This window comes from Proteiniborus sp. MB09-C3, from assembly GCF_030263895.1.
In the GTDB taxonomy this organism is placed as follows: Bacteria; Bacillota; Clostridia; order Tissierellales; family Proteiniboraceae; genus Proteiniborus.
Genome location: NZ_CP127161.1, coordinates 485103 through 504132, shown reverse-complemented (window position 1 = coordinate 504132; position 19030 = coordinate 485103). Strand labels below are relative to the sequence as shown.

Sequence of the window (19030 nt, the reverse complement as noted above, 5' to 3'; positions counted from 1 at the left end):
AAACTATGAGCAATATAGATACCTTAATACGCGGTGTATCTGATCTTCAAATGGATATAAGCAATGATAAATTGGAAAAATTCAAAGTATATAAAAACCTTTTAAAAGAGTGGAATGAAAAAATAAACATAACTGCTATTAAAGATGATGAGGAAATTGATATAAAGCATTTCCTAGATAGCTTAACTATATTTAAGAGCGGTAAGATTACAGGAAATAAAAGGGTTATTGATATAGGCACAGGGGGTGGTTTTCCTGGTGTGCCTATGAAGATACTTGAAGAAGGTCTTGAAGTAGTATTATTAGATAGCTTAAATAAGAGATTAAAGTTTTTGGATGAAGTAATAAAGGGACTAGGGCTTCAAAATATAAGAACTCTTCATGAAAGGGCAGAAGATTTAGGAAATAATCAGGAATATAGAGAAAAATTTGATATTGCAGTATCAAGAGCAGTGGCCTCCTTAAATATACTATCAGAGTACTGCCTACCTTTTGTTAAATTAAATGGGTACTTTATTGCAATGAAGGGCTCGGATTCTATTGAAGAAATAGATGAAGCAGAAAAAGCCATAAAAATACTCGGAGGGAAGATAGAGGATAAAATGGATGTGAAGATTCCTCAAAGCGACATTATACACAGTTTATTAATAATAAAGAAAATAAGTCATACTCCGACAAAATACCCTAGGCAATCAGGCAAGATCAAGAAAAATCCGTTATAATTTATAGAATTATAGACAATAATGTAAAACGAAATTCTTATAAATTCAAGATTTTTAGAAGGAAAGAGTACATTTATATAGAAATAGAATACATAATGTAGAGTTACCTTACATGAGAGGGATGATATGATGAATAACTTAGATAATGAGATTAATTACATTCCGATAAAATCTATTAAGCCTAACCCTTATCAACCGAGAAAAATATTTAGCAAAAGAGCTTTGGAAGAGCTTAGTCAATCTATCAAAACATATGGAATAATTCAGCCTGTTAGTGTGAGAATGATTGGAGAAGATAGCTATGAGTTAGTGGCCGGTGAAAGAAGATTGAGGGCTGCCGAGATGGCTGAGCTTGAGACTATTCCAGCTATAGTCGTAAAATTTGTGGACAAGGATTCGGCTGTAATAGCGCTTATAGAGAACCTACAAAGAGAGGATTTGAATTTTATAGAGGAAGCAGAAGGTTATAGTAGCTTAATAAATGATCATGGGCTTACTCAACAGGAATTAGCTGAAAAAGTTGGTAAGAATCAATCTACCATAGCAAATAAGCTTAGAATTTTAAGATTGTCTGATGAAGTAAAAAAAGCAATTATTGAAAATGATTTAACAGAAAGACATGCTAGAGCACTTTTGAAGCTACCTGATGAAGAAATGCAAATGTATATTTTAGATAAAGTCATTAAAAGAGATTTGACCGTAAAGAAAACCGAAAGCTTGATTAAAAGCGTTCTTGAGGATTTAGTAAGAGAAAAAGAACCAGAACACAAGCAGAATATTAAGAGCATGATTAATTTCAAGATATATTTAAATACATTGCGTAATGCCTATACTGCCATCAAGGACAGTGGAGTAGATGCAAAATATGAGCAAAAGGATTTGGGGGATTTTATAGAGGTAACTGTAAAAATACCCAAGACTAAGAATGCGTGATTTTTAAAAAATTCTACTTAGTATATCAATCGATATGCTAAGTTTTTTTTATTTCATCTTAAAATATTTACTCAGGGAGTAGAATAGCATTAATTAAAGCTAAATTTTGAAAATCCAATCTTTCTTGAGTACTTAGCTGGTTTATCTAGGGATAAATTTTGTTGTTTGGATATTAATTTACTATTACTTTTATTAAATGAGAAGGATTATTTTTTTTGTTGACGAAATATAGTTAAAGGATAATTTCTATAAAAGGAAAAACAGTAGATATAAATACTTTTTAAAATCTTTTGAGGATAATACTTTTTTAAAAATATATTAGTATTCTTGAAAGCGAGGTGTAAGATTTGGGGAAAATAATTGCAGTTTTTAATCAAAAAGGTGGTGTTGGCAAAACAACAACCAATGTAAATTTAAGTGCCTGTTTAGCAAGCTTAGGAAAAAAGATTTTAGTAATAGATATTGATCCTCAGGGTAATACAACTAGTGGCGTTGGTATAGATAAAGGTAGTATTGAGTTATCTATCTATGATGTTTTAATTAACGAGGTAAAGGTTAAAGAAGTTATTATTGCCACTAGTACAGATAATCTTGACATAGTTCCGTCTAATACAGAGCTAGCTGGAGCAGAAATTGAACTTACAGAGAATAAAAATAGAGAATTGACACTAAAGAATGCTATAGAGTCTATAAAGGATGATTATGACTTTGTTTTTATTGACTGTCCTCCATCTTTAGGATTGTTGACAATAAATGCTCTTGTTGCTTCTGATAGTGTTGTCATACCTATTCAATGTGAATATTATGCACTTGAAGGTGTTAGTCAGCTTATGAATACTATTAAGCTAGTAAAATCTAGTTTGAATCCTAACCTAGATATCGAAGGCGTTGTATTAAGCATGTTCGACGGAAGAACAAATTTATCAATTCAAGTAGTAGATGAGGTAAAAAAATACTTTAGAGGCAAGGTTTACACTTCAATTATTCCTAGAAATGTAAGGCTTGCTGAAGCACCAAGTCACGGATTGTCAATTATTGAATATGACCCAAAATCAAAGGGCGCCGAAGCCTATATGGAACTAGCAAATGAGTTTTTAGATTATGTCGAGGAGTGATATAGATGTCAGTTAAAAAAAGGGGATTAGGAAGAGGACTATCTGCGTTGATTCCAGATGAACCTTTATCAGATATTGTTGACATAGAGACTAATGACGAAAAAGTTAAGCTTATTGATATATCTCTTATTGAACCTAATAGTGAACAACCTAGAAAGGGTTTTGATGAAGAAGCATTAAGTGAATTAGTTCAATCTATTGAGAAACATGGCATTCTTCAACCTATTATTGTTAGAAAACGTAACGAAGGATATGAAATAGTAGCTGGTGAGAGAAGATGGAGAGCTGCAAGAGAGGCAGGGTTAAATGAAGTACCAGCATTAATTAAAGAGCTGAGTCAAGTGGAAGCATCTCAAATTGCATTGATTGAAAACTTGCAAAGAGAGGATTTAAATCCTATTGAAGAAGCCATGGCATATAAAAATTTATATGAGAAATACAAATTAACTCAAGAGGAAATATCTCAGGCAGTTGGCAAAAGTAGGCCATATATATCTAATGTTATGAGACTATTAAATCTAGAAGATGAAATAGTTAAATTAATAGCTGAGGGAAACATTTCAAGTGGACATGGAAGAGCTTTATTGCCTGTAGAGGATGAAAGTAGCAGAATAAAGCTATGCCAAGCTATAATGGAAAAAGATTTAAGTGTTAGAGAAACAGAAAAGCTTGTAAAAGATTTTTTAGAGAATAATGGAAAGAAGATTAAGAGTGACGAAAACAAAAGTGTAGCTAATAAGGATCCAATTATTCTTGGTATCGAAGAATCTTTAAGGAAGCTTTTTGGAACAAAGGTTATAATCTCCAAGGGAAACAAAAAGGGAAAGATTGAAATTGAATATTATAATGATGATGATTTAGAAAGAATTTTAGAGCTTTTATCTAAATAGTGTTTCACGTGAAACATAAATTTCTAATTTCATGAATATATACATATGGGGTATAGCTTAGCTAGATCCTTTTTTATAACGAATAGGAAAGTTCTACTTTAGCTTTTTTGTTTAAAGAACTTTCCGTCAATGAGTTTCAAGAAAAGCTTCCTTGATTTAATAACACTTCGTTAGAAGCTTTTCTTATAACTTAAAAGAGAATCCAATTTTTAAAATAGCCTTGCAGAAAAAGGTTATTAGTTAGCTAATGTGCGCATAAATTTGTTTTTAAGGTATGCTCTTATCATGAATCTAATAAGGTTGATGCTCGTTGTATTTAAGCTATTATATATGATTACCTCTGTAAGGGATAAATTAGTGTTATGTGTAAAGAAAATCATATAATATAAACTTCCTGAAAAAAGGGTTTTAAAAAGGTGTCTTTAGTGTGGCAGCATTTCTATGAGGCCTTATTTATGAGACAAACGACAATTAATTCCATATGTAAACTAATATAAATTTGATATAATTAATTTGATGTGCTAATTAATATAAAATTGCATTGCATCAAGGCTCAAAGAGTTTATTAGAGAAGAGAAGGAAAAGTTGTACCAACTGCCTGAGTAAAATGAATTAAGATTGAAGCAAGCCTACAAACTCTGAACATGGTAGCATAGCAATTGTTATTAACTAAAACAACAGATTGATTGTTTAATAGTAAAAAAGTAAAAACTTAATTTTTAGGAGGTACATGATGGAGGCCATAATTTATCAAGTAGATGCCTTTACAGATAAGCCCTTTGGTGGCAATCCTGCTGGAGTAGTTCCAGATGCTAAAAATCTTTCCGAGCAAGATATGCAAAATATTGCAAATGAGATGAATCTTCCTGAAACTGCTTTTATAAAAAAAATAGCTAAAGACTGTTTTGAAGTTAGATTCTTCACTCCTGAATGTGAGGTGGATTTATGTGGACATGCTACTATTGCTTCCTTTTATGTCTTAGGGAAAAAAGGATATATTAGACCTGAAGGCAGGACAAAAGTACAAATAACACAAAAAACTAAAATTGGCTTGTTGCCTGTAGAATTATACTTTGAAAATGATGAAATTTTTCAAGTGTTAATGCATCAAGGTACTCCTGAGGCCTTTGGAAAAATTGACAATATAGAAGAAATATCAGAAATACTTGGAATTGGCAAAGAACAGATAGGTATTAAAGATTTTGAACTAAAGCCGGAAATAATTAGTACAGGACTAAAAGATATTATTGTTCCAGTTAAAGATGAAGAAGTACTAAAATCATTGAAAATAGATTTTAAGAAAATGGATAGTTATTGTGCTAAAAAGGATTCCGTGGGAATGCATATATTTGCTTTAGATAATTCAAATGAAAGTACTGTATATTGCAGGAACTTTGCACCTTCAGTTGGAATATATGAAGAAGCTGCAACGGGAACAGCAAATGGTGCACTTATTTATTATATGAAAAGGAATAACATATTGAAGTCGGATGAAATAATAGCGCTTCAAGGGAAATATATGAACAGACCAAGCGAGATATTGTGTAAAATTTGTGACTATGACAATAAGAGTGTTGTAAAAGTTGGGGGAAAGGCTGTCATAATAATTGAAGGTGTAATTAAGTGTTAAAAGAGGAAAGAAGGCTTGCAGCTCAAACTTATTTGCTTGCTACTGCTCGCATAGGCCTGCCTCTAACACCGCGTCAAATTATATAAACAAAATAAGGTTGGCGCAATTGCAGTACTCAGAGACTTGTATTATGAGCTTTCTTAATTTCCTGATAGAAGAATTCAGGAAATTAAGAAAGCTCATAATAGAATATGAAGTGGATAGAGGAGAAGAATTTCTCTAAATATATACCTTTTATATTGATAATTCTTAACAAATCTTCTAGTAGTCAATACTGCTATATAATGTAGCTGAAAGATTGACAGTTTCTAGATACTAATGTATAATATCCTTGTATTTTTATAGGGAAAAATATGGCTAATTACTGTAGATTTTCTCTTAATAAACATACAAAAAGGCTGTTAGTAGTCCATAGTCATTAAACTAAGCATCAAAGTACTTACAAAGCAATATCTATGATCTTGTGCTAGTCTATAGCTTCAGATGAAGTAAAACTTGTCCAAAATCAGCCAACTTGCTTAATTCTGACTATTTTTGTGGACAACTAGAACATAATAATGTATTTCTATTATTTAAACTCACTATATTAATTAAGCAAAGGTGAGGTTTTAATTTTTAAAACATATTATAAAGGGGGCTCTGTTCAATGGATTTTAAGTTTGACTGGGAAAAAAACGAGGAAAAACTAAATGAGCTAAAAAAGGTAATTGAAAAGCATAAGGATACTAAAGGAGCAGTAATGCCTGTACTTCACGAGGCGCAGCATTTATTTGGATACTTGCCTATTGAAGTTCAGACCATAATTTCTGAAGGGCTAAATGTACCACTTGCAGAGATTTATGGAGTAGTAACCTTCTATTCACAATTCACATTAATACCAAAAGGTCAGTATAAAATTGGTGTATGTTTAGGTACAGCTTGTTATGTAAAAGGCTCACAGGCTATACTTGACAAAATTAAAGAGAAGCTTAATCTTCAAGTAGGAGGAACAACACCAGATAGAAAGTTTTCTTTAGAAGCAACAAGATGTATAGGAGCATGTGGACTTGCTCCAGTAATTACTATTAATGAAGACGTATATGGAAGATTGAAGGCAGAAGAAGTAACAGGAATTCTAGACAAATATATGTAATAGATTAATTAAACCTGTAGCAGTATAATATACATTACGTATAAGCTTATGTTAATAAGCTCATGGGATAAAAGGATATATTATAAAATTGAATTAAAATCTGCAAAAATAGCTTTGGGGGTGTATTTATGAAGTCATTAGAAGATTTAAAGAAAATTAGAGATGAAGCTTTAGAAAAAATAGACCTAAGAACTCAAGATTCAACTACTAGAATAGTAGTTGGTATGGCTACATGTGGTATTTCAGCAGGGGCGAGACCTGTAATGATGACGATTATTGAAGAGGTTAATAAAAGAAAACTGAATGAAGTCACAGTAACTCAAACAGGTTGCATAGGTGTTTGCAGACTTGAGCCAATAGTCGAGGTATATAGAAAGGACGAGGAAAAGGTTACCTACGTCAATATGGATCCAGAAAAAGCAAGAAAAGTAATAGCAGAGCATATTGTAAATGGAAGAATAGTAAGAGAATATACTATTGGAGCTCAGGAAAACATTTAGAAGGTTAATTATCTAATGATTAAATGATGAAAATGAAATTTAGCATATTGAGTAGTTAAAACAAAATATGCCTTAGGTTATTTTTTCGAAGAAAGTAAATTCTGGCAACCTAAAAAATAAACGGGCTGAAATTTTTGCTTGTTAAATAATTAACATCTCTTGTTTAACTAATTATATTGTAAAACTTTAAAATATTTTCGAAACAAACAAAGCAAGGGGGAAAAATAATGGAAATGTTTAGATCACACGTCTTGATATGTGGAGGTACAGGTTGTACTTCTTCAAAATCAGATCAGATAGAAAAGAAGTTTAATGAAATATTAAAAGCAAGAGGATTAGATAATGAAATAAAGGTCGTTAGAACAGGATGCTTCGGACTTTGTGAAGCAGGACCAATTGTAATAGTGTATCCAGAAGGTGCTTTTTATAGCCATATTAAGATTGAAGATGTGGATGAAATAGTAGAAGAACATCTATATAAGGGGAGAATAGTTAAAAGATTATTGTACAAAGATGCAATAGAGGAAAATACGATTAAATCTATTAATCAAGTAGATTTTTATAGTAAGCAAAAGAGAATAGCATTAAGCCATTGTGGACTCATTAACCCTGAAGATATTACAGAATATATTGCATACAATGGATATGAAGCTTTAGGAAAGGTCATTACAGAAATGACGCCTCAACAGGTAATAGATACAGTCAAAGCCTCTGGTTTACGTGGAAGAGGAGGTGGGGGATTCTCTACAGGACTCAAATGGGAATTTGCTGCAAAGGCTGCTGGTGACAAGAAATATGTATTATGTAATGCTGATGAGGGAGACCCAGGAGCTTTCATGGATAGAAGTATACTAGAAGGAGATCCTAATGCTGTTATTGAGGCAATGGCAATCGCAGGATATGCTATTGGTTCTGATCAAGGGTATGTATATATAAGAGCGGAATACCCTATAGCAGTTAAGAGACTTCAAATTGCAATTAACCAAGCAAGAGAAAATGGATTATTAGGAAAAAATATATTTGGAACAGATTTTAGTTTTGATATAGAAATAAGATTAGGTGCTGGAGCATTTGTTTGTGGTGAAGAGACAGCTCTTATTGCTTCCATTGAAGGTGAGAGAGGGATGCCTCGAAATAAACCACCATTCCCAGCAAATAAAGGACTTTGGCAAAGACCTACACTGATAAACAATGTTGAGACTTATGCAAACGTTCCTAAGATATTGTTATATGGTCCAGAGTGGTTTAGAGAAATAGGAACTGAAAAATCACCAGGAACAAAAGTATTTGCTCTAGGCGGAAAAATAAATAATACTGGATTAGTTGAGATACCTATGGGGACAACCCTACGTGAAGTTATTTATGATATAGGTGGCGGAATACCAAATGGCAAGAAGTTCAAAGCAGTGCAAACTGGTGGGCCATCTGGTGGATGTCTTACAGCAGACCATCTAGATACTCCTATAGAGTATGAAACACTTATTGCACTAGGCTCTATGATGGGGTCAGGTGGAATGATAGTAATGGACGAGGATACTTGTATGGTGGATATAGCAAGATTTTTCTTAGACTTTACTGTAGATGAATCTTGTGGCAAATGTACACCATGTAGAGAAGGTACAAAAAGGATGCTAGAATTATTAGAGAAGATAACTAGCGGAAAAGGAGAACCAAAGGATATAGATAGACTTGAAAGCTTAGCAGAGACTATAAAATCTTCATCTCTTTGTGGTTTAGGTCAGACAGCTCCAAACCCAGTACTGTCAACACTTAAATATTTTAGAAATGAATATGAAGCTCATGTTTATGATAAGAAATGTCCATCAGGAGCATGTAAAGCTTTATTACAATATTTCATTACAGATAAATGTATAGGATGTACAAAGTGTGCTAGAAATTGCCCTGCATCATGTATATCTGGAAAAGTAAAAGAGCATCATGTAATAGATACAGAGAAATGTATCAAATGTGGAGCATGTCAAGCGGCATGTCCAGTAAATGCTATTATTAAGAAATAAATAACAAATTAGAATAGGAGAATAGGAAATGAACTTTGTTACGTTGACTATAGATGACCAAAAAGTCACAGTACCTGAAAACCTTACTGTTCTACAAGCTGCTGAAAAGCTTGGTATTGAAATTCCTGCTCTCTGCTATGATAAGGATCTGGAAATAGTGTCTTCATGTAGACTATGTATAGTTGAGATAAAAGGAAATACCAAGCTTCAGACTTCATGCTCTACTATTGTATCAGAAGGAATGGTAGTATATACAGAAAGCGATAAAGTAGTAAAAACGAGAAAAACCATTCTTCAGCTTTTGCTTGATAATCATCCAAATGATTGTCTAACTTGTGAAAAGTCTGGAGAATGCTTACTTCAAAGATATGCATATCGATATGATGTTAGATTTAGAGAGCATAATGGAGAAAGAAGAAAAGAACTTACCGACACATCTAGTCCGTATATTTTAAAAGAAGGTAGCAAGTGTATATTATGCAGTAAATGTATAAGAACTTGTGCCCAAGTATCTGATAGACAAGTACTATCATTTGCAGGAAGAGGCTTTGATACTAGAGTAGTAGCAGATGCTGACTTTAGCCTAGAAGAATCAAAATGTGTCTCATGTAACAGATGTGTATCTGTATGTCCTACAGGAGCTTTAATTGATAAAAGAGCTGCATCTAAAGGAAGAGTGTGGGATTTTAAAATAGAAGAAGTGAAGTGCAATAGCTGTCAATACGGTTGTGACTTCCAAGTCATGATAGGAAACGAAAAAAAAGTTGCAGTTAAAGCTAAAAAACCAGGAGTGGGAAGACCTCTATGCCTAAAAGGAAGATTGATGACCGAACTATTATATGTCGATAACCCTGAGCAGCCCTTCACAAAAAAAGATGGAAAGTTTTCCCCAGACAGTTGGAGTGAAGTATTAGGAATAACTAAGGTTATTGAAAAGATTGAATTAGCTGAGGGGAAAAAAGGTAAGGGGGAATAAAGGTTATGGTTGATATTACCATAAATAAGAAGAAATATGAGGCATCAGAGGGAAAGACAATACTTGAAGTATGTAAGGAAATTGGAATAGACATACCTACCTTATGCCATGATGACAGATTAGAGCCTCATGCAGCATGTAGGCTATGTGTAGTAGAGATTGAAGGAAGAAGGAACCTTATGACCGCCTGTTCTACAAAAGTAGAACAGGGCATGGTCATAGAAACTCATAGTGAAAAGGTAATAAAGTCAAGAAAAGATATTTTAGATTTGATGATTACAAATCATCCACTTGATTGTCTTACATGCAAAAAATCTGGAGATTGCAGTCTGCAAAATTATTGCTATGAATACGAAATCACAGAAGGAAGCTTTAAAGGTGCAAAAAAAGACTATCCAATAGATGATTCTAATCATTTTTATATTAGTGACCAAAATAAATGTATACTTTGTGGTAAATGTGTTAGAGTATGTTCAGAGCTTCAAGGAACAAACGCTATTGGTTTAAGCGATAGAGGGTTTGTTACAAAGGTAACTACTCCTTTTGATGAAGAATTAGTAAACTCAAAATGTGTTTCATGCGGGAACTGCGTATCTGTATGTCCTGTGGGTGCGTTAGAGCCTAAATCAAAAGAGAGATTCAGACTGTGGGAGACAAAAAAAGTCAGAACTACATGCTCTTACTGTGGTGTGGGCTGCCAAATGGATTTGTTAGTAAAGGGAGAAAAAGTAGTAGGAGTAGAGCCTGCAAAAGGCCCATCAAACAATGGTCTCTTGTGTGTAAAGGGTAAGTTTGCATATCCATTTATTAATCACCCAGATAGATTAAAATATCCTCTTATAAAAAGAAATGGTAAATTTGAGGAGGCCACTTGGGAAGAGGCTTACAAGCTCATTGCAGATAAAATAAATGAGACTAAGGAACAGGATGGAGCAGATGCATTAGCAGGTCTTACATCTGCAAGATGTACTAATGAAGAAAATTATTTATTTCAGAAGCTTTTTAGAGCAGTAGTAGGTACTAATAATATAGACCACTGCGCACGACTCTGACATTCCTCAACAGTTGCAGGTCTTGCAACTACATTGGGAAGTGGAGCTATGACAAATAGCATTGAGGAAATATTAAACACTGATGCAATGTTTGTAATTGGGTCTAATACTACTGAAAATCACCCTATAATAGGAACCATGATAAAACGTGCGAAGAAAAAAGGTGCAAAGCTTATTGTTGCAGACCCTAGGAGAATAGAATTAGCTAATTATGCAGATGTATTCCTTCAAATAAAACCAGGAACCAATATTGCGTTATTAAATGCTATGATGAATGTAATAATTGAAAGAGGTCTACAGGATAAAGCATATATAGAAGAAAGAACAGAAAATTATGAAGAGCTAGTTAAGGCTGTAGAAGCCTATACGCCTGAAGCAGCAGCTGAAATATGTGGAGTAAATGCCGAAGATATAGTAAAAGCAGCTCTTATATATGCAGAAGCAGATAAAGCTGGTATATATTATGCAATGGGCATAACACAGCATACTACTGGAACACATTCTGTAATGTCTATTTCTAACCTTGCACTTCTTTGTGGAAACATTGGGAAAGAATCAGCAGGAGTAAATCCATTAAGAGGACAAAATAATGTCCAAGGTGCTTGTGATATGGGAGGCTTACCAGCTGATTTGCCAGGATATCAAAAAGTATTTAAGCCAGAGGTAGTGAAGAAGTTTGAAGAGGCATGGGATGTTAAGCTTTCAACAAAAATAGGCTTAACTATTCCTGAGATTCTAGATGAGGCAGAGCATGGAAATATTAAATTCCTATATATAATGGGAGAAAATCCAATGGTTTCTGATCCAGATATAAACCATGTAAGGAAAGCTCTAGACAATCTTGATTTTCTAGTTGTACAGGATATCTTCCTGACTGAAACTGCAGAGCTTGCTGATGTAGTACTTCCTGCAGCATCCTTTGCGGAAAAGGATGGAACATTCTCTAATACAGAGAGAAGAGTTCAAAGAGTTAGAAGGGCAATAAACCCAGTTGGCAACTCAAAACCAGATTGGCAAATAATCATGGAAATCATGAATACCCTAGGATATACTAAAAAATACAATTATCCCTCAGAAATAATGGATGAAATAGCTATAGTTACTCCTTCATATGCTGGTATTAGCTATGATAGATTAAATGGAAATGGTATTCAATGGCCATGCTTAGACAAAGAACATCCTGGTACAAAATATCTTCATAAAGCGGGAATTGCGAGAGGCAGAGGATTATTTATGCCTATAGAATATACAGTAAGTGCAGAAGTTGCAGACTCAGAGTATCCATTTGTTTTTACAACAGGAAGAATACTATACCATTATCATACTAGAACTATGACAGGAAAAGTAGAAGGCTTAAACGCAATAGCTTCTGAATCATATGTTGAAATAAATGAAATAACGGCAATAAAGCTTGGCGTATCTGATGGAGAAAAGATAAAATTAGCTTCAAGACGTGGAGAAATTATTACAACAGCTAAAATTACTGATATAATAGATGAGAATGTGCTCTTTATGCCATTCCACTTTGCTGAGGGTGCAGCTAACTATCTTACTAACAGCAAACTAGATTCAATAGCTAAAATACCAGAGCTTAAAGTAGCTGCTGTAAAAATTCAAAAGATGGGGAGCTGATAGTTATGAAGAAGTATGAGCAAATAATGAGATATGCAATGCAAATGGAGCTTGATGGCTGTACCTTTTTTAAAGAAAAAGCCGAAAAATTTAATAATGCGACGACAAGAAAACTTTTTTTAAATTTAGCAGAAGTTGAGATGGAGCATTTTTATTTTATTAAAGAGCAACTAGACGAATATCTTGAAACAGATTCATTTAATATTGAGCTAGAAGGATTTAATAGAGATGAAAATAATATATTTGAATCCAGAGAGAAATCTGAGCATATAGCTGAAACATTAAAGGAATCTGATATACCAGACTTAACTATATTGAGAATGGCTTATTTAATTGAAAGAGATTATGCAGAGTTCTATAGGAAAGCAGCAGATAATGCTGATGATGAAATAGCAAAAGCAATTTTTGAAAAACTAGCTAAGTGGGAAGATGGTCATGAAAAATTATTTAAGTCTGAATATGACAGAAGAATGAAAGAATATATGAATCTTCCCTGGGGAGGATAAAAATGTTTAGAGTAGGAATAATTACAGCCAGTGATAAAGGTTCTAAGGGAGAAAGAGAAGATCTAAGCGGTAAGGTTATTTTTGATATTTTAGAGAAAAAAGGATATATAATTGAAAAGTATGTTATTCTTCCAGATGATGAAGTGGAACTATCAAGAGAAATGATTCATATGTCGGATGATTTGAAATTGGATTTAATATTAACTACTGGAGGAACAGGATTTAGCAAAAGAGATGTTACTCCTGAGGCTACTATCAAGGTTTGCGAGAGAATGGCTCAAGGGATTTCAGAAGCCATTAGATATTATAGCCTAAATATTACATCAAGAGCCATGCTATCAAGAGCAGTATCAGGAATAAGGAAGGATACCTTAATAATTAACTTACCTGGAAGTCCAAAGGCCGTTAAGGAAGCTTTAGATTATATAATTGATAGTGTGCACCATGGACTCGAAATATTAACTGGTAAAACTGGTGAATGTGCTAGATAGGTGATGTATATGAAAAAGTTTGGTACTGCCGTCATACTAGCAGGTGGTAAAAGCACTAGAATGGGATTTGACAAGCAGCTTTTAATAATTAATGAAAGAAGACTTATGTATGGTCTCGTAAGCAAGCTTAAGCAGGAGTTTAGTGAGATTATTATTGTAACTAATAAGCCAGAGCACTATCAAGGCCTTGGAGACAAAATAACTAGTGATATAATAGTGGGAAAAGGCCCACTGAGTGGTATCCATGCTGGGTTGAGCAAAGCCTCAAATGAGTTTTCTTATTTTATTGCATGTGATATGCCTAATCTAAATATTGAATATATAAGATATATGAAAGAAAAAATTAAGCATATAGATACTTTTGCATGTATCACTAGATTTGGAAGCTGGATTGAGCCTTTTAATGCTTTTTATTCAAAGAAACTAAAGGGTAAAATAGAGGAACATCTCTTTAGTGATAATAAATCAATCAACTCATTATTAGCAAAGACAGACGTTCATTATATTAGCGAGGAAGAGGCTAGAAAGTTTAGTCCCAATTGGGATATGTTTCTTAACCTAAATACTAAGGAAGACTTAAATGATTTTTTAAGTAAAATAGCCAATGAATATTGAGGGATAATATGAAGGAGACCAAAAAATTTGATATATTAAAGGTAAAAGGCGAAGGCATTTCAGAGGAAGAGGACATTGTAGTTTCAGAATATCCTTTTACTATATTTATTAATGGCGAAGAGTTTATTACTTTATTATGTAGCCCCAAGTCTCTTAAATATTTAGCAGTAGGTTTTCTTTATTCAGAAGGCTTCATTAGCTCCATATCAGATATCCTTAGTATAAAAATAGAAGAAGAAAAAGGTCTTTCATATGTTGAGCTAAAAAATAGGGACCTTTTAGCTGAAAAGCTATATGGAAAAAGAACTATTACATCAGGCTGCGGAAAAGGTACTTTATTTTATAATGTACTAGATTCTTTTAAATCTAAAAAAATCAAAAATAAATTACCTATAACCTTAGATGAGATAAAGTTCCTTGTAAAGGATTTTAGTAAAAGTTCGGAGCTTTTTTTAAGTACAGGGGGAGTTCATAGCTGTGCATTATGTAATACTAATGATATATTAATCTTCGAGGAAGACATAGGAAGACATAATGCATTAGACAAGGTATTAGGAAAAGCATTGATTGATGATATGACATTTACAGATAAGATACTTTTAGTTAGTGGACGACTATCTTCTGAAATGCTTATAAAAACTGCAAAAAGAGAAATTCCAATATTAATATCTAGAGCAGCTCCCACGAGCCTTGCCATAGAATTGGCAAGAGAATTGAATATAACGCTTATAGGCTTTGCCAGAGGTGAAAAAATGAATATCTATTCAAATTTTCCGAGCTTAAACTTCTAAAGTTGGTAACGATTATGAAGATGAGCCGATGGGTATAAGGAGAAATTCTTATGCCTCCCATATTTGGAAAGGAAAGTTTTAACCTGTTGGTGAATATTTATAGAATAATTTTGCCATTAGCTTAAAACAGTCCTTTTGGACTGTTTTTTTATGACCTAACCCGATTGTTTCGAGTGTTTTTATCGAAAGAATCGTTGGTAGGTCAAACGCAACGAGCACCAACCCTGTTGTAAGTTTATGATAGGAGTGTCCGTAAGGACCAAATTTATGAAGGGTAGCGAACAAATAAATTTGTGTTGCGAGACTGCAGATTTGCAAAAAAATAGAGTACAAAAAAAGGGGGAGTAGTATTAATGAAAAAGGTTCTATTAATATCTCTAAGTATTTTATTGATATTTACTTTACTAGTTGGCTGTTCAGCAAATAAAAAAATAGGTGGTAGCATTATACTTTCAACAACAACTAGTACACAGGACAGCGGGTTATTAGATTATTTGCTTCCTGAGTTCACAAAAGATACTGGAGTAGAGGTTAGGGTCGTTTCAGTAGGCACTGGTCAAGCCCTTCAAAATGGAAAAGATGGAAATGCAGATGTATTGCTTGTTCATGCTAAGGCTTCAGAAGAAGAGTTTGTCAATGAAGGTCACGGAATTGAAAGACATGATGTAATGTATAATGACTTTATACTAGTTGGGCCTAAATATGATCCTCTAAAATCTTCATGGCAGGTTGAACCTGGTAATGACATTGAAAAAGCGTTAAGCTATATAAGTGAACATGAGGTCATTTTTGTTTCTAGAGGAGACGATTCAGGTACTCATAAAAAAGAATTAGAGATATGGAAAGAAACAGGAATTGAGCCACAAGGAGATTGGTATTTATCAGCAGGTAGTGGAATGGCTGATGTATTAAAAATAGCTTCAGAAAAACAGGGATATACATTAACTGATAGGGCAACTTACCTAAGCTTAAGAGATACATTAGATCTTGATATAATAATAGAAAAAGATGAGAATTTATTTAACCAGTATGGTATAATACCAGTGAATCCAGAAAAAAGTGATAAGATAAATGCTGAAGGAGCAAAAGCATTTATGGATTGGATGCTATCTAAAAAGGGACAGGAGTTAATAGGCAAATATGGTGTAGAAAAGTATGGAATGCCGTTATTTGTACCTAATGCAAAATAAGTTAACTCTTGGTCATAGTATAGATAACCTAAATGGTTTATAGAAAACACAAATAGATTCTATTTACATAATATAGCTATAAGGTTGTTCATATGTAAAGCTTATAACAAATCTATTTTTTGTTTATATAGTAGTGACATCTATAAAAAATAGTATATAATTTATATTATTTGATATGAAGCAATTAAAATTGTTGTATTAGCTGCATGCTTAGCCTCAAGGGCAGCATGTGGCTATTTTTTTAGTAGAGGAGTGGATTTATTGGAATATATACTAAGCGGTTTTAAAGAAGCCGGAAAGTTATTGATAAGCTTAGATAGAGAAGTATATAAAATAGTATTGCTGTCTTTATTTGTATCTTCTATATCTACTATTCTCTCTTCTATAGTGTCTATACCTCTAGGTATTTATTTTGGGATAAAGGAGTTTAAAGGAAAACGCCTATTTTCAAGACTAGTTTATACACTAATGAGTATTCCTTCAGTAATAGTCGGGTTGTTAGTCGCTATAATTCTTTCAAGAAGAGGGCCCTTAGGCTTTTTAGATTTATTATATACCCCTACAGCTATGATAATTGCTCAAACTATACTAGTAACACCTCTAATATTTGGCCTTACATATAGTCTTTCTAAAAACCGAGGAAAGGTAATTGAAAAAGTAGGCAAAACCTTAGGAGCGGGAAAGCTTGATATAATAATACTTATAATTAGAGAGCTCAGAGTAGATATTTTAGTCAATATAGCTACGGCATTTTCAAGGGCAATATCAGAGGTTGGAGCAGTTATGATAGTTGGAGGGAACATAAAAAACCATACAAGAGTTATTACAACAACTATTTCAATGATGAATTCCATGGGAGATTATCCTATGGCAATAGCTTTAGGAATTGTCCTTTTAATAATTTCTTTTGGAGTAAATAGTCTAATATACTCCTACCAAGGAGAGGATTAAATTGAAAGTGTTTTTAAATAATATAAAAAAATATTATAATGAAAAATTAGTATTAGTTATAGAAATGCTAGAAATAGAAAAAGGGAAAATAACTGGAATAATTGGACCGAATGGTTCTGGCAAAAGTACCCTGCTAAATATAATAGGAGGATTAGATGAAGATTATTTAGGAACAATAGCATATGACCCAAAGGTCACAAACCAGAAGCCTTATGATACAATGACATTGGTTTCTCAAAAGCCTTATCTTTTCAAAAGAAAGGTTTATGAAAATATTGAATATCCATTAAAGATTAGAAACATAAATAAAGCAGATATGAAAAAGAAAGTTAATAGAATTATTAGCAGATTGGAGCTTGAAGATCTTAAAGAAAAAAAAGCACATTTACTTTCAGGTGGCGAGTCACAAAAAGTATCACTAGCTAGGGCATTAGTTTTTGAACCAGAACTACTTTTACTGGATGAGCCTACATCAAATATAGATCCAGAATCAATTAAAATTCTAGAGAGGGAGATAGTAAGATTCAATAAGGAAACAGGAGCAACTATTATAATTGTTACACACAACTTAGAACAATCAAATAGGATTTGTGATAGAATTATTTATCTTGAAAATGGAAGGGTGAGTTCTTAGAATGGATTTTTTCAATGCAGTTTCTGTTGAAGAAGGAAAGAGGATGATGATAGAGGTCTTTAGAGAGTACAGCTTTGAAATAGAAGAAATTAGTATGTTAGATGCAACTAATAGAGTACTTGCAGATGATATAGTAGCTAATAATAATGTGCCTGAATTCAACCGCTCTACAGTAGACGGATACGCAGTTAAAAGCTCTGACACTCATGGAGCCAGCGAGTCTATACCCAGTTTCTTAACCCTCTTGGGAGAAATAAGAATGGGTCAAAAGGCAGATATAAGGATATCTAGTGGCGAAGCTATATATGTACCAACAGGTGGAATGATACCAGAAGGAGCAGATGCAGTAATAATGATAGAATATGCAGAAAAGCTTGACGATTCAACTCTAATGGTATATAGACCTCTTTCAGTTGGAGAAAATATTATTTTAAAGGGTGATGATATAAAAGAAGGAGAAAGAGTTATAGAGAAGGGAAAGAGGCTTAATTCTCAAGATATTGGAGTATTAGCTGCCCTTGGGATATCGGAAATAAGGGTCTATAAAAAGCCTAGGTTCTTTATAATATCAACTGGAGATGAAATAGTAGATTTAAATGAAGAACTTACTATGGGAAAAGTAAGAGATGTAAATAGCTACGCTCTCCATTCATTAATTATTAAGTTGGGCGGGGAAGTTTCTGGTAAAGCCATTGTAAGAGATGACTTTGAGCTGCTTAGAAGCAGTGTGGAAAATGCCCTTGAAATATCTGACATAGTAATAATTTCAGGAGGAAGCTCTGTTGGAACTAGAGATTATACTAGTAAGGTTATAAATTCTTTTAGCGGCAAGGGTGTATTTGTTCACGGGGTTTCTATAAAACCTGGAAAGCCTACAATAATAGGAGAAGGAAAAGGGAAGGCAATATTTGGGCTACCGGGACATCCTGTTTCATCAATAATAGTATTTAAAGTGTTCATAGAATATTTCATAAAGCATCTATTGAATGTAAAGGAAAGCGTTAATAAAACTACAGCCATACTTGATTTTAATTTTCCATCTTCACCAGGAAAGGAAACCTATCAAATGGTAAACATAAGGGAGAGAAACGGAAAAACCTATGCTATACCGAGCTTTGGTAAATCAGGAATGATTACATTGCTTTCAAAATCTGACGGATATATTGTACTAAAACCTCACGAAGAAGGTATATCAAAAGGAGAGATACGAGAGGTGTATTTTCTATAAATTAACAAAAATGAAAGCGAGGAA

The 19030-nt window shown here is 33.3% G+C and carries 18 protein-coding genes and 1 riboswitch; all 18 genes read left to right on the top strand.

Translation table 11 applies throughout. The features are described from left to right. Nucleotides 1–5 precede the first annotated feature (5 nt). The gene (rsmG, locus tag QO263_RS02410) at nt 6–722 is read left to right on the top strand and encodes a 16S rRNA (guanine(527)-N(7))-methyltransferase RsmG (RefSeq protein ID WP_285626038.1); all 717 of its coding nucleotides are present in this window, start codon (nt 6–8) and stop codon (nt 720–722) included. Nucleotides 723–848: 126 nt separating this feature from the next. After that, the gene (gene noc, locus QO263_RS02405; RefSeq protein WP_352169252.1) at nt 849–1655 is read left to right on the top strand and encodes a nucleoid occlusion protein; all 807 of its coding nucleotides are present in this window, start codon (nt 849–851) and stop codon (nt 1653–1655) included. 347 nt (nt 1656–2002) lie between these two features. Continuing rightward, on the top strand, nt 2003–2770 hold the full coding sequence (locus QO263_RS02400; protein WP_285626035.1) for a ParA family protein: 768 nt from the start codon (nt 2003–2005) through the stop codon (nt 2768–2770). A gap of 5 nt (nt 2771–2775) precedes the next feature. Beyond that, on the top strand, nt 2776–3660 hold the full coding sequence (locus tag QO263_RS02395) for a ParB/RepB/Spo0J family partition protein (protein WP_285626033.1): 885 nt from the start codon (nt 2776–2778) through the stop codon (nt 3658–3660). A 733-nt stretch (nt 3661–4393) separates the two neighbouring features. After that, nucleotides 4394–5290: a PhzF family phenazine biosynthesis protein gene (locus tag QO263_RS02390; RefSeq protein ID WP_285626031.1), complete on the top strand. Its 897-nt coding sequence runs from the start codon at nt 4394–4396 to the stop codon at nt 5288–5290. 646 nt (nt 5291–5936) lie between these two features. Next, the gene (locus QO263_RS02385; protein WP_285626029.1) at nt 5937–6422 is read left to right on the top strand and encodes an NADH-quinone oxidoreductase subunit NuoE family protein; all 486 of its coding nucleotides are present in this window, start codon (nt 5937–5939) and stop codon (nt 6420–6422) included. Between the two features lie 128 nt (nt 6423–6550). Further along, nucleotides 6551–6922, top strand: coding sequence for a (2Fe-2S) ferredoxin domain-containing protein (locus QO263_RS02380; RefSeq protein ID WP_285626028.1), 372 nt, complete (start codon nt 6551–6553; stop codon nt 6920–6922). Between the two features lie 227 nt (nt 6923–7149). Beyond that, complete coding sequence (gene nuoF, locus QO263_RS02375; protein ID WP_285626025.1) at nt 7150–8940, top strand: NADH-quinone oxidoreductase subunit NuoF; 1791 nt, start codon at nt 7150–7152, stop codon at nt 8938–8940. Between the two features lie 28 nt (nt 8941–8968). Continuing rightward, nucleotides 8969–9916, top strand: a complete 948-nt coding sequence (locus QO263_RS02370) for an NADH-quinone oxidoreductase subunit G (RefSeq protein WP_285626023.1) — start codon at nt 8969–8971, stop codon at nt 9914–9916. 5 nt (nt 9917–9921) lie between these two features. Next, a complete protein-coding gene (gene fdhF, locus QO263_RS02365) occupies nt 9922–12600 on the top strand; it encodes a formate dehydrogenase subunit alpha (RefSeq protein WP_285626021.1) in 2679 nt (892 codons plus the stop codon). 5 nt (nt 12601–12605) lie between these two features. Next, entirely contained in the window at nt 12606–13106 is a 501-nt protein-coding gene (locus QO263_RS02360; protein WP_285626019.1) for a ferritin-like domain-containing protein, read from the top strand. A gap of 2 nt (nt 13107–13108) precedes the next feature. Next, nucleotides 13109–13597, top strand: a complete 489-nt coding sequence (locus QO263_RS02355; protein ID WP_285626018.1) for a MogA/MoaB family molybdenum cofactor biosynthesis protein — start codon at nt 13109–13111, stop codon at nt 13595–13597. Nucleotides 13598–13606: 9 nt separating this feature from the next. Beyond that, nucleotides 13607–14212, top strand: coding sequence for a molybdenum cofactor guanylyltransferase (gene mobA, locus QO263_RS02350; RefSeq protein ID WP_285626015.1), 606 nt, complete (start codon nt 13607–13609; stop codon nt 14210–14212). Nucleotides 14213–14220: 8 nt separating this feature from the next. Further along, nucleotides 14221–15003 (top strand): formate dehydrogenase accessory sulfurtransferase FdhD, encoded by a 783-nt coding sequence (gene fdhD, locus QO263_RS02345; protein WP_285626013.1) that lies wholly within the window; start codon nt 14221–14223, stop codon nt 15001–15003. Then, a riboswitch (molybdenum cofactor riboswitch) is annotated at nt 14972–15093 on the top strand. Its footprint overlaps the gene before it by 32 nt. Before the next feature lie 263 nt (nt 15094–15356). Continuing rightward, complete coding sequence (locus tag QO263_RS02340; protein ID WP_285626011.1) at nt 15357–16193, top strand: ABC transporter substrate-binding protein; 837 nt, start codon at nt 15357–15359, stop codon at nt 16191–16193. A 252-nt stretch (nt 16194–16445) separates the two neighbouring features. After that, a complete protein-coding gene (locus QO263_RS02335; RefSeq protein WP_285626009.1) occupies nt 16446–17144 on the top strand; it encodes an ABC transporter permease in 699 nt (232 codons plus the stop codon). 7 nt (nt 17145–17151) lie between these two features. Next, nucleotides 17152–17778 carry an ABC transporter ATP-binding protein gene (locus tag QO263_RS02330; protein ID WP_285629174.1) on the top strand — a complete coding sequence of 209 codons (627 nt, stop codon included), beginning with the start codon at nt 17152–17154 and terminating at the stop codon, nt 17776–17778. A gap of 1 nt (nt 17779) precedes the next feature. Further along, nucleotides 17780–19006, top strand: coding sequence for a molybdopterin molybdotransferase MoeA (locus QO263_RS02325; protein WP_285626006.1), 1227 nt, complete (start codon nt 17780–17782; stop codon nt 19004–19006). The last annotated feature ends 24 nt before the right edge of the window (nt 19007–19030 follow it).

What these genes read in the sequence shown, in the direction of transcription:
- rsmG (WP_285626038.1), top strand. Translation starts at nt 6, where the DNA reads ATGAGCAATATAGATACCTTAATACGCGGTGTATCTGATCTTCAAATG.
- noc (WP_352169252.1), top strand. Translation starts at nt 849, where the DNA reads ATGATGAATAACTTAGATAATGAGATTAATTACATTCCGATAAAATCT.
- QO263_RS02395 (WP_285626033.1), top strand. Translation starts at nt 2,776, where the DNA reads ATGTCAGTTAAAAAAAGGGGATTAGGAAGAGGACTATCTGCGTTGATT.
- QO263_RS02390 (WP_285626031.1), top strand. Translation starts at nt 4,394, where the DNA reads ATGGAGGCCATAATTTATCAAGTAGATGCCTTTACAGATAAGCCCTTT.
- QO263_RS02385 (WP_285626029.1), top strand. Translation starts at nt 5,937, where the DNA reads ATGGATTTTAAGTTTGACTGGGAAAAAAACGAGGAAAAACTAAATGAG.
- QO263_RS02380 (WP_285626028.1), top strand. Translation starts at nt 6,551, where the DNA reads ATGAAGTCATTAGAAGATTTAAAGAAAATTAGAGATGAAGCTTTAGAA.
- nuoF (WP_285626025.1), top strand. Translation starts at nt 7,150, where the DNA reads ATGGAAATGTTTAGATCACACGTCTTGATATGTGGAGGTACAGGTTGT.
- QO263_RS02370 (WP_285626023.1), top strand. Translation starts at nt 8,969, where the DNA reads ATGAACTTTGTTACGTTGACTATAGATGACCAAAAAGTCACAGTACCT.
- QO263_RS02360 (WP_285626019.1), top strand. Translation starts at nt 12,606, where the DNA reads ATGAAGAAGTATGAGCAAATAATGAGATATGCAATGCAAATGGAGCTT.
- QO263_RS02355 (WP_285626018.1), top strand. Translation starts at nt 13,109, where the DNA reads ATGTTTAGAGTAGGAATAATTACAGCCAGTGATAAAGGTTCTAAGGGA.
- mobA (WP_285626015.1), top strand. Translation starts at nt 13,607, where the DNA reads ATGAAAAAGTTTGGTACTGCCGTCATACTAGCAGGTGGTAAAAGCACT.
- fdhD (WP_285626013.1), top strand. Translation starts at nt 14,221, where the DNA reads ATGAAGGAGACCAAAAAATTTGATATATTAAAGGTAAAAGGCGAAGGC.
- QO263_RS02340 (WP_285626011.1), top strand. Translation starts at nt 15,357, where the DNA reads ATGAAAAAGGTTCTATTAATATCTCTAAGTATTTTATTGATATTTACT.
- QO263_RS02325 (WP_285626006.1), top strand. Translation starts at nt 17,780, where the DNA reads ATGGATTTTTTCAATGCAGTTTCTGTTGAAGAAGGAAAGAGGATGATG.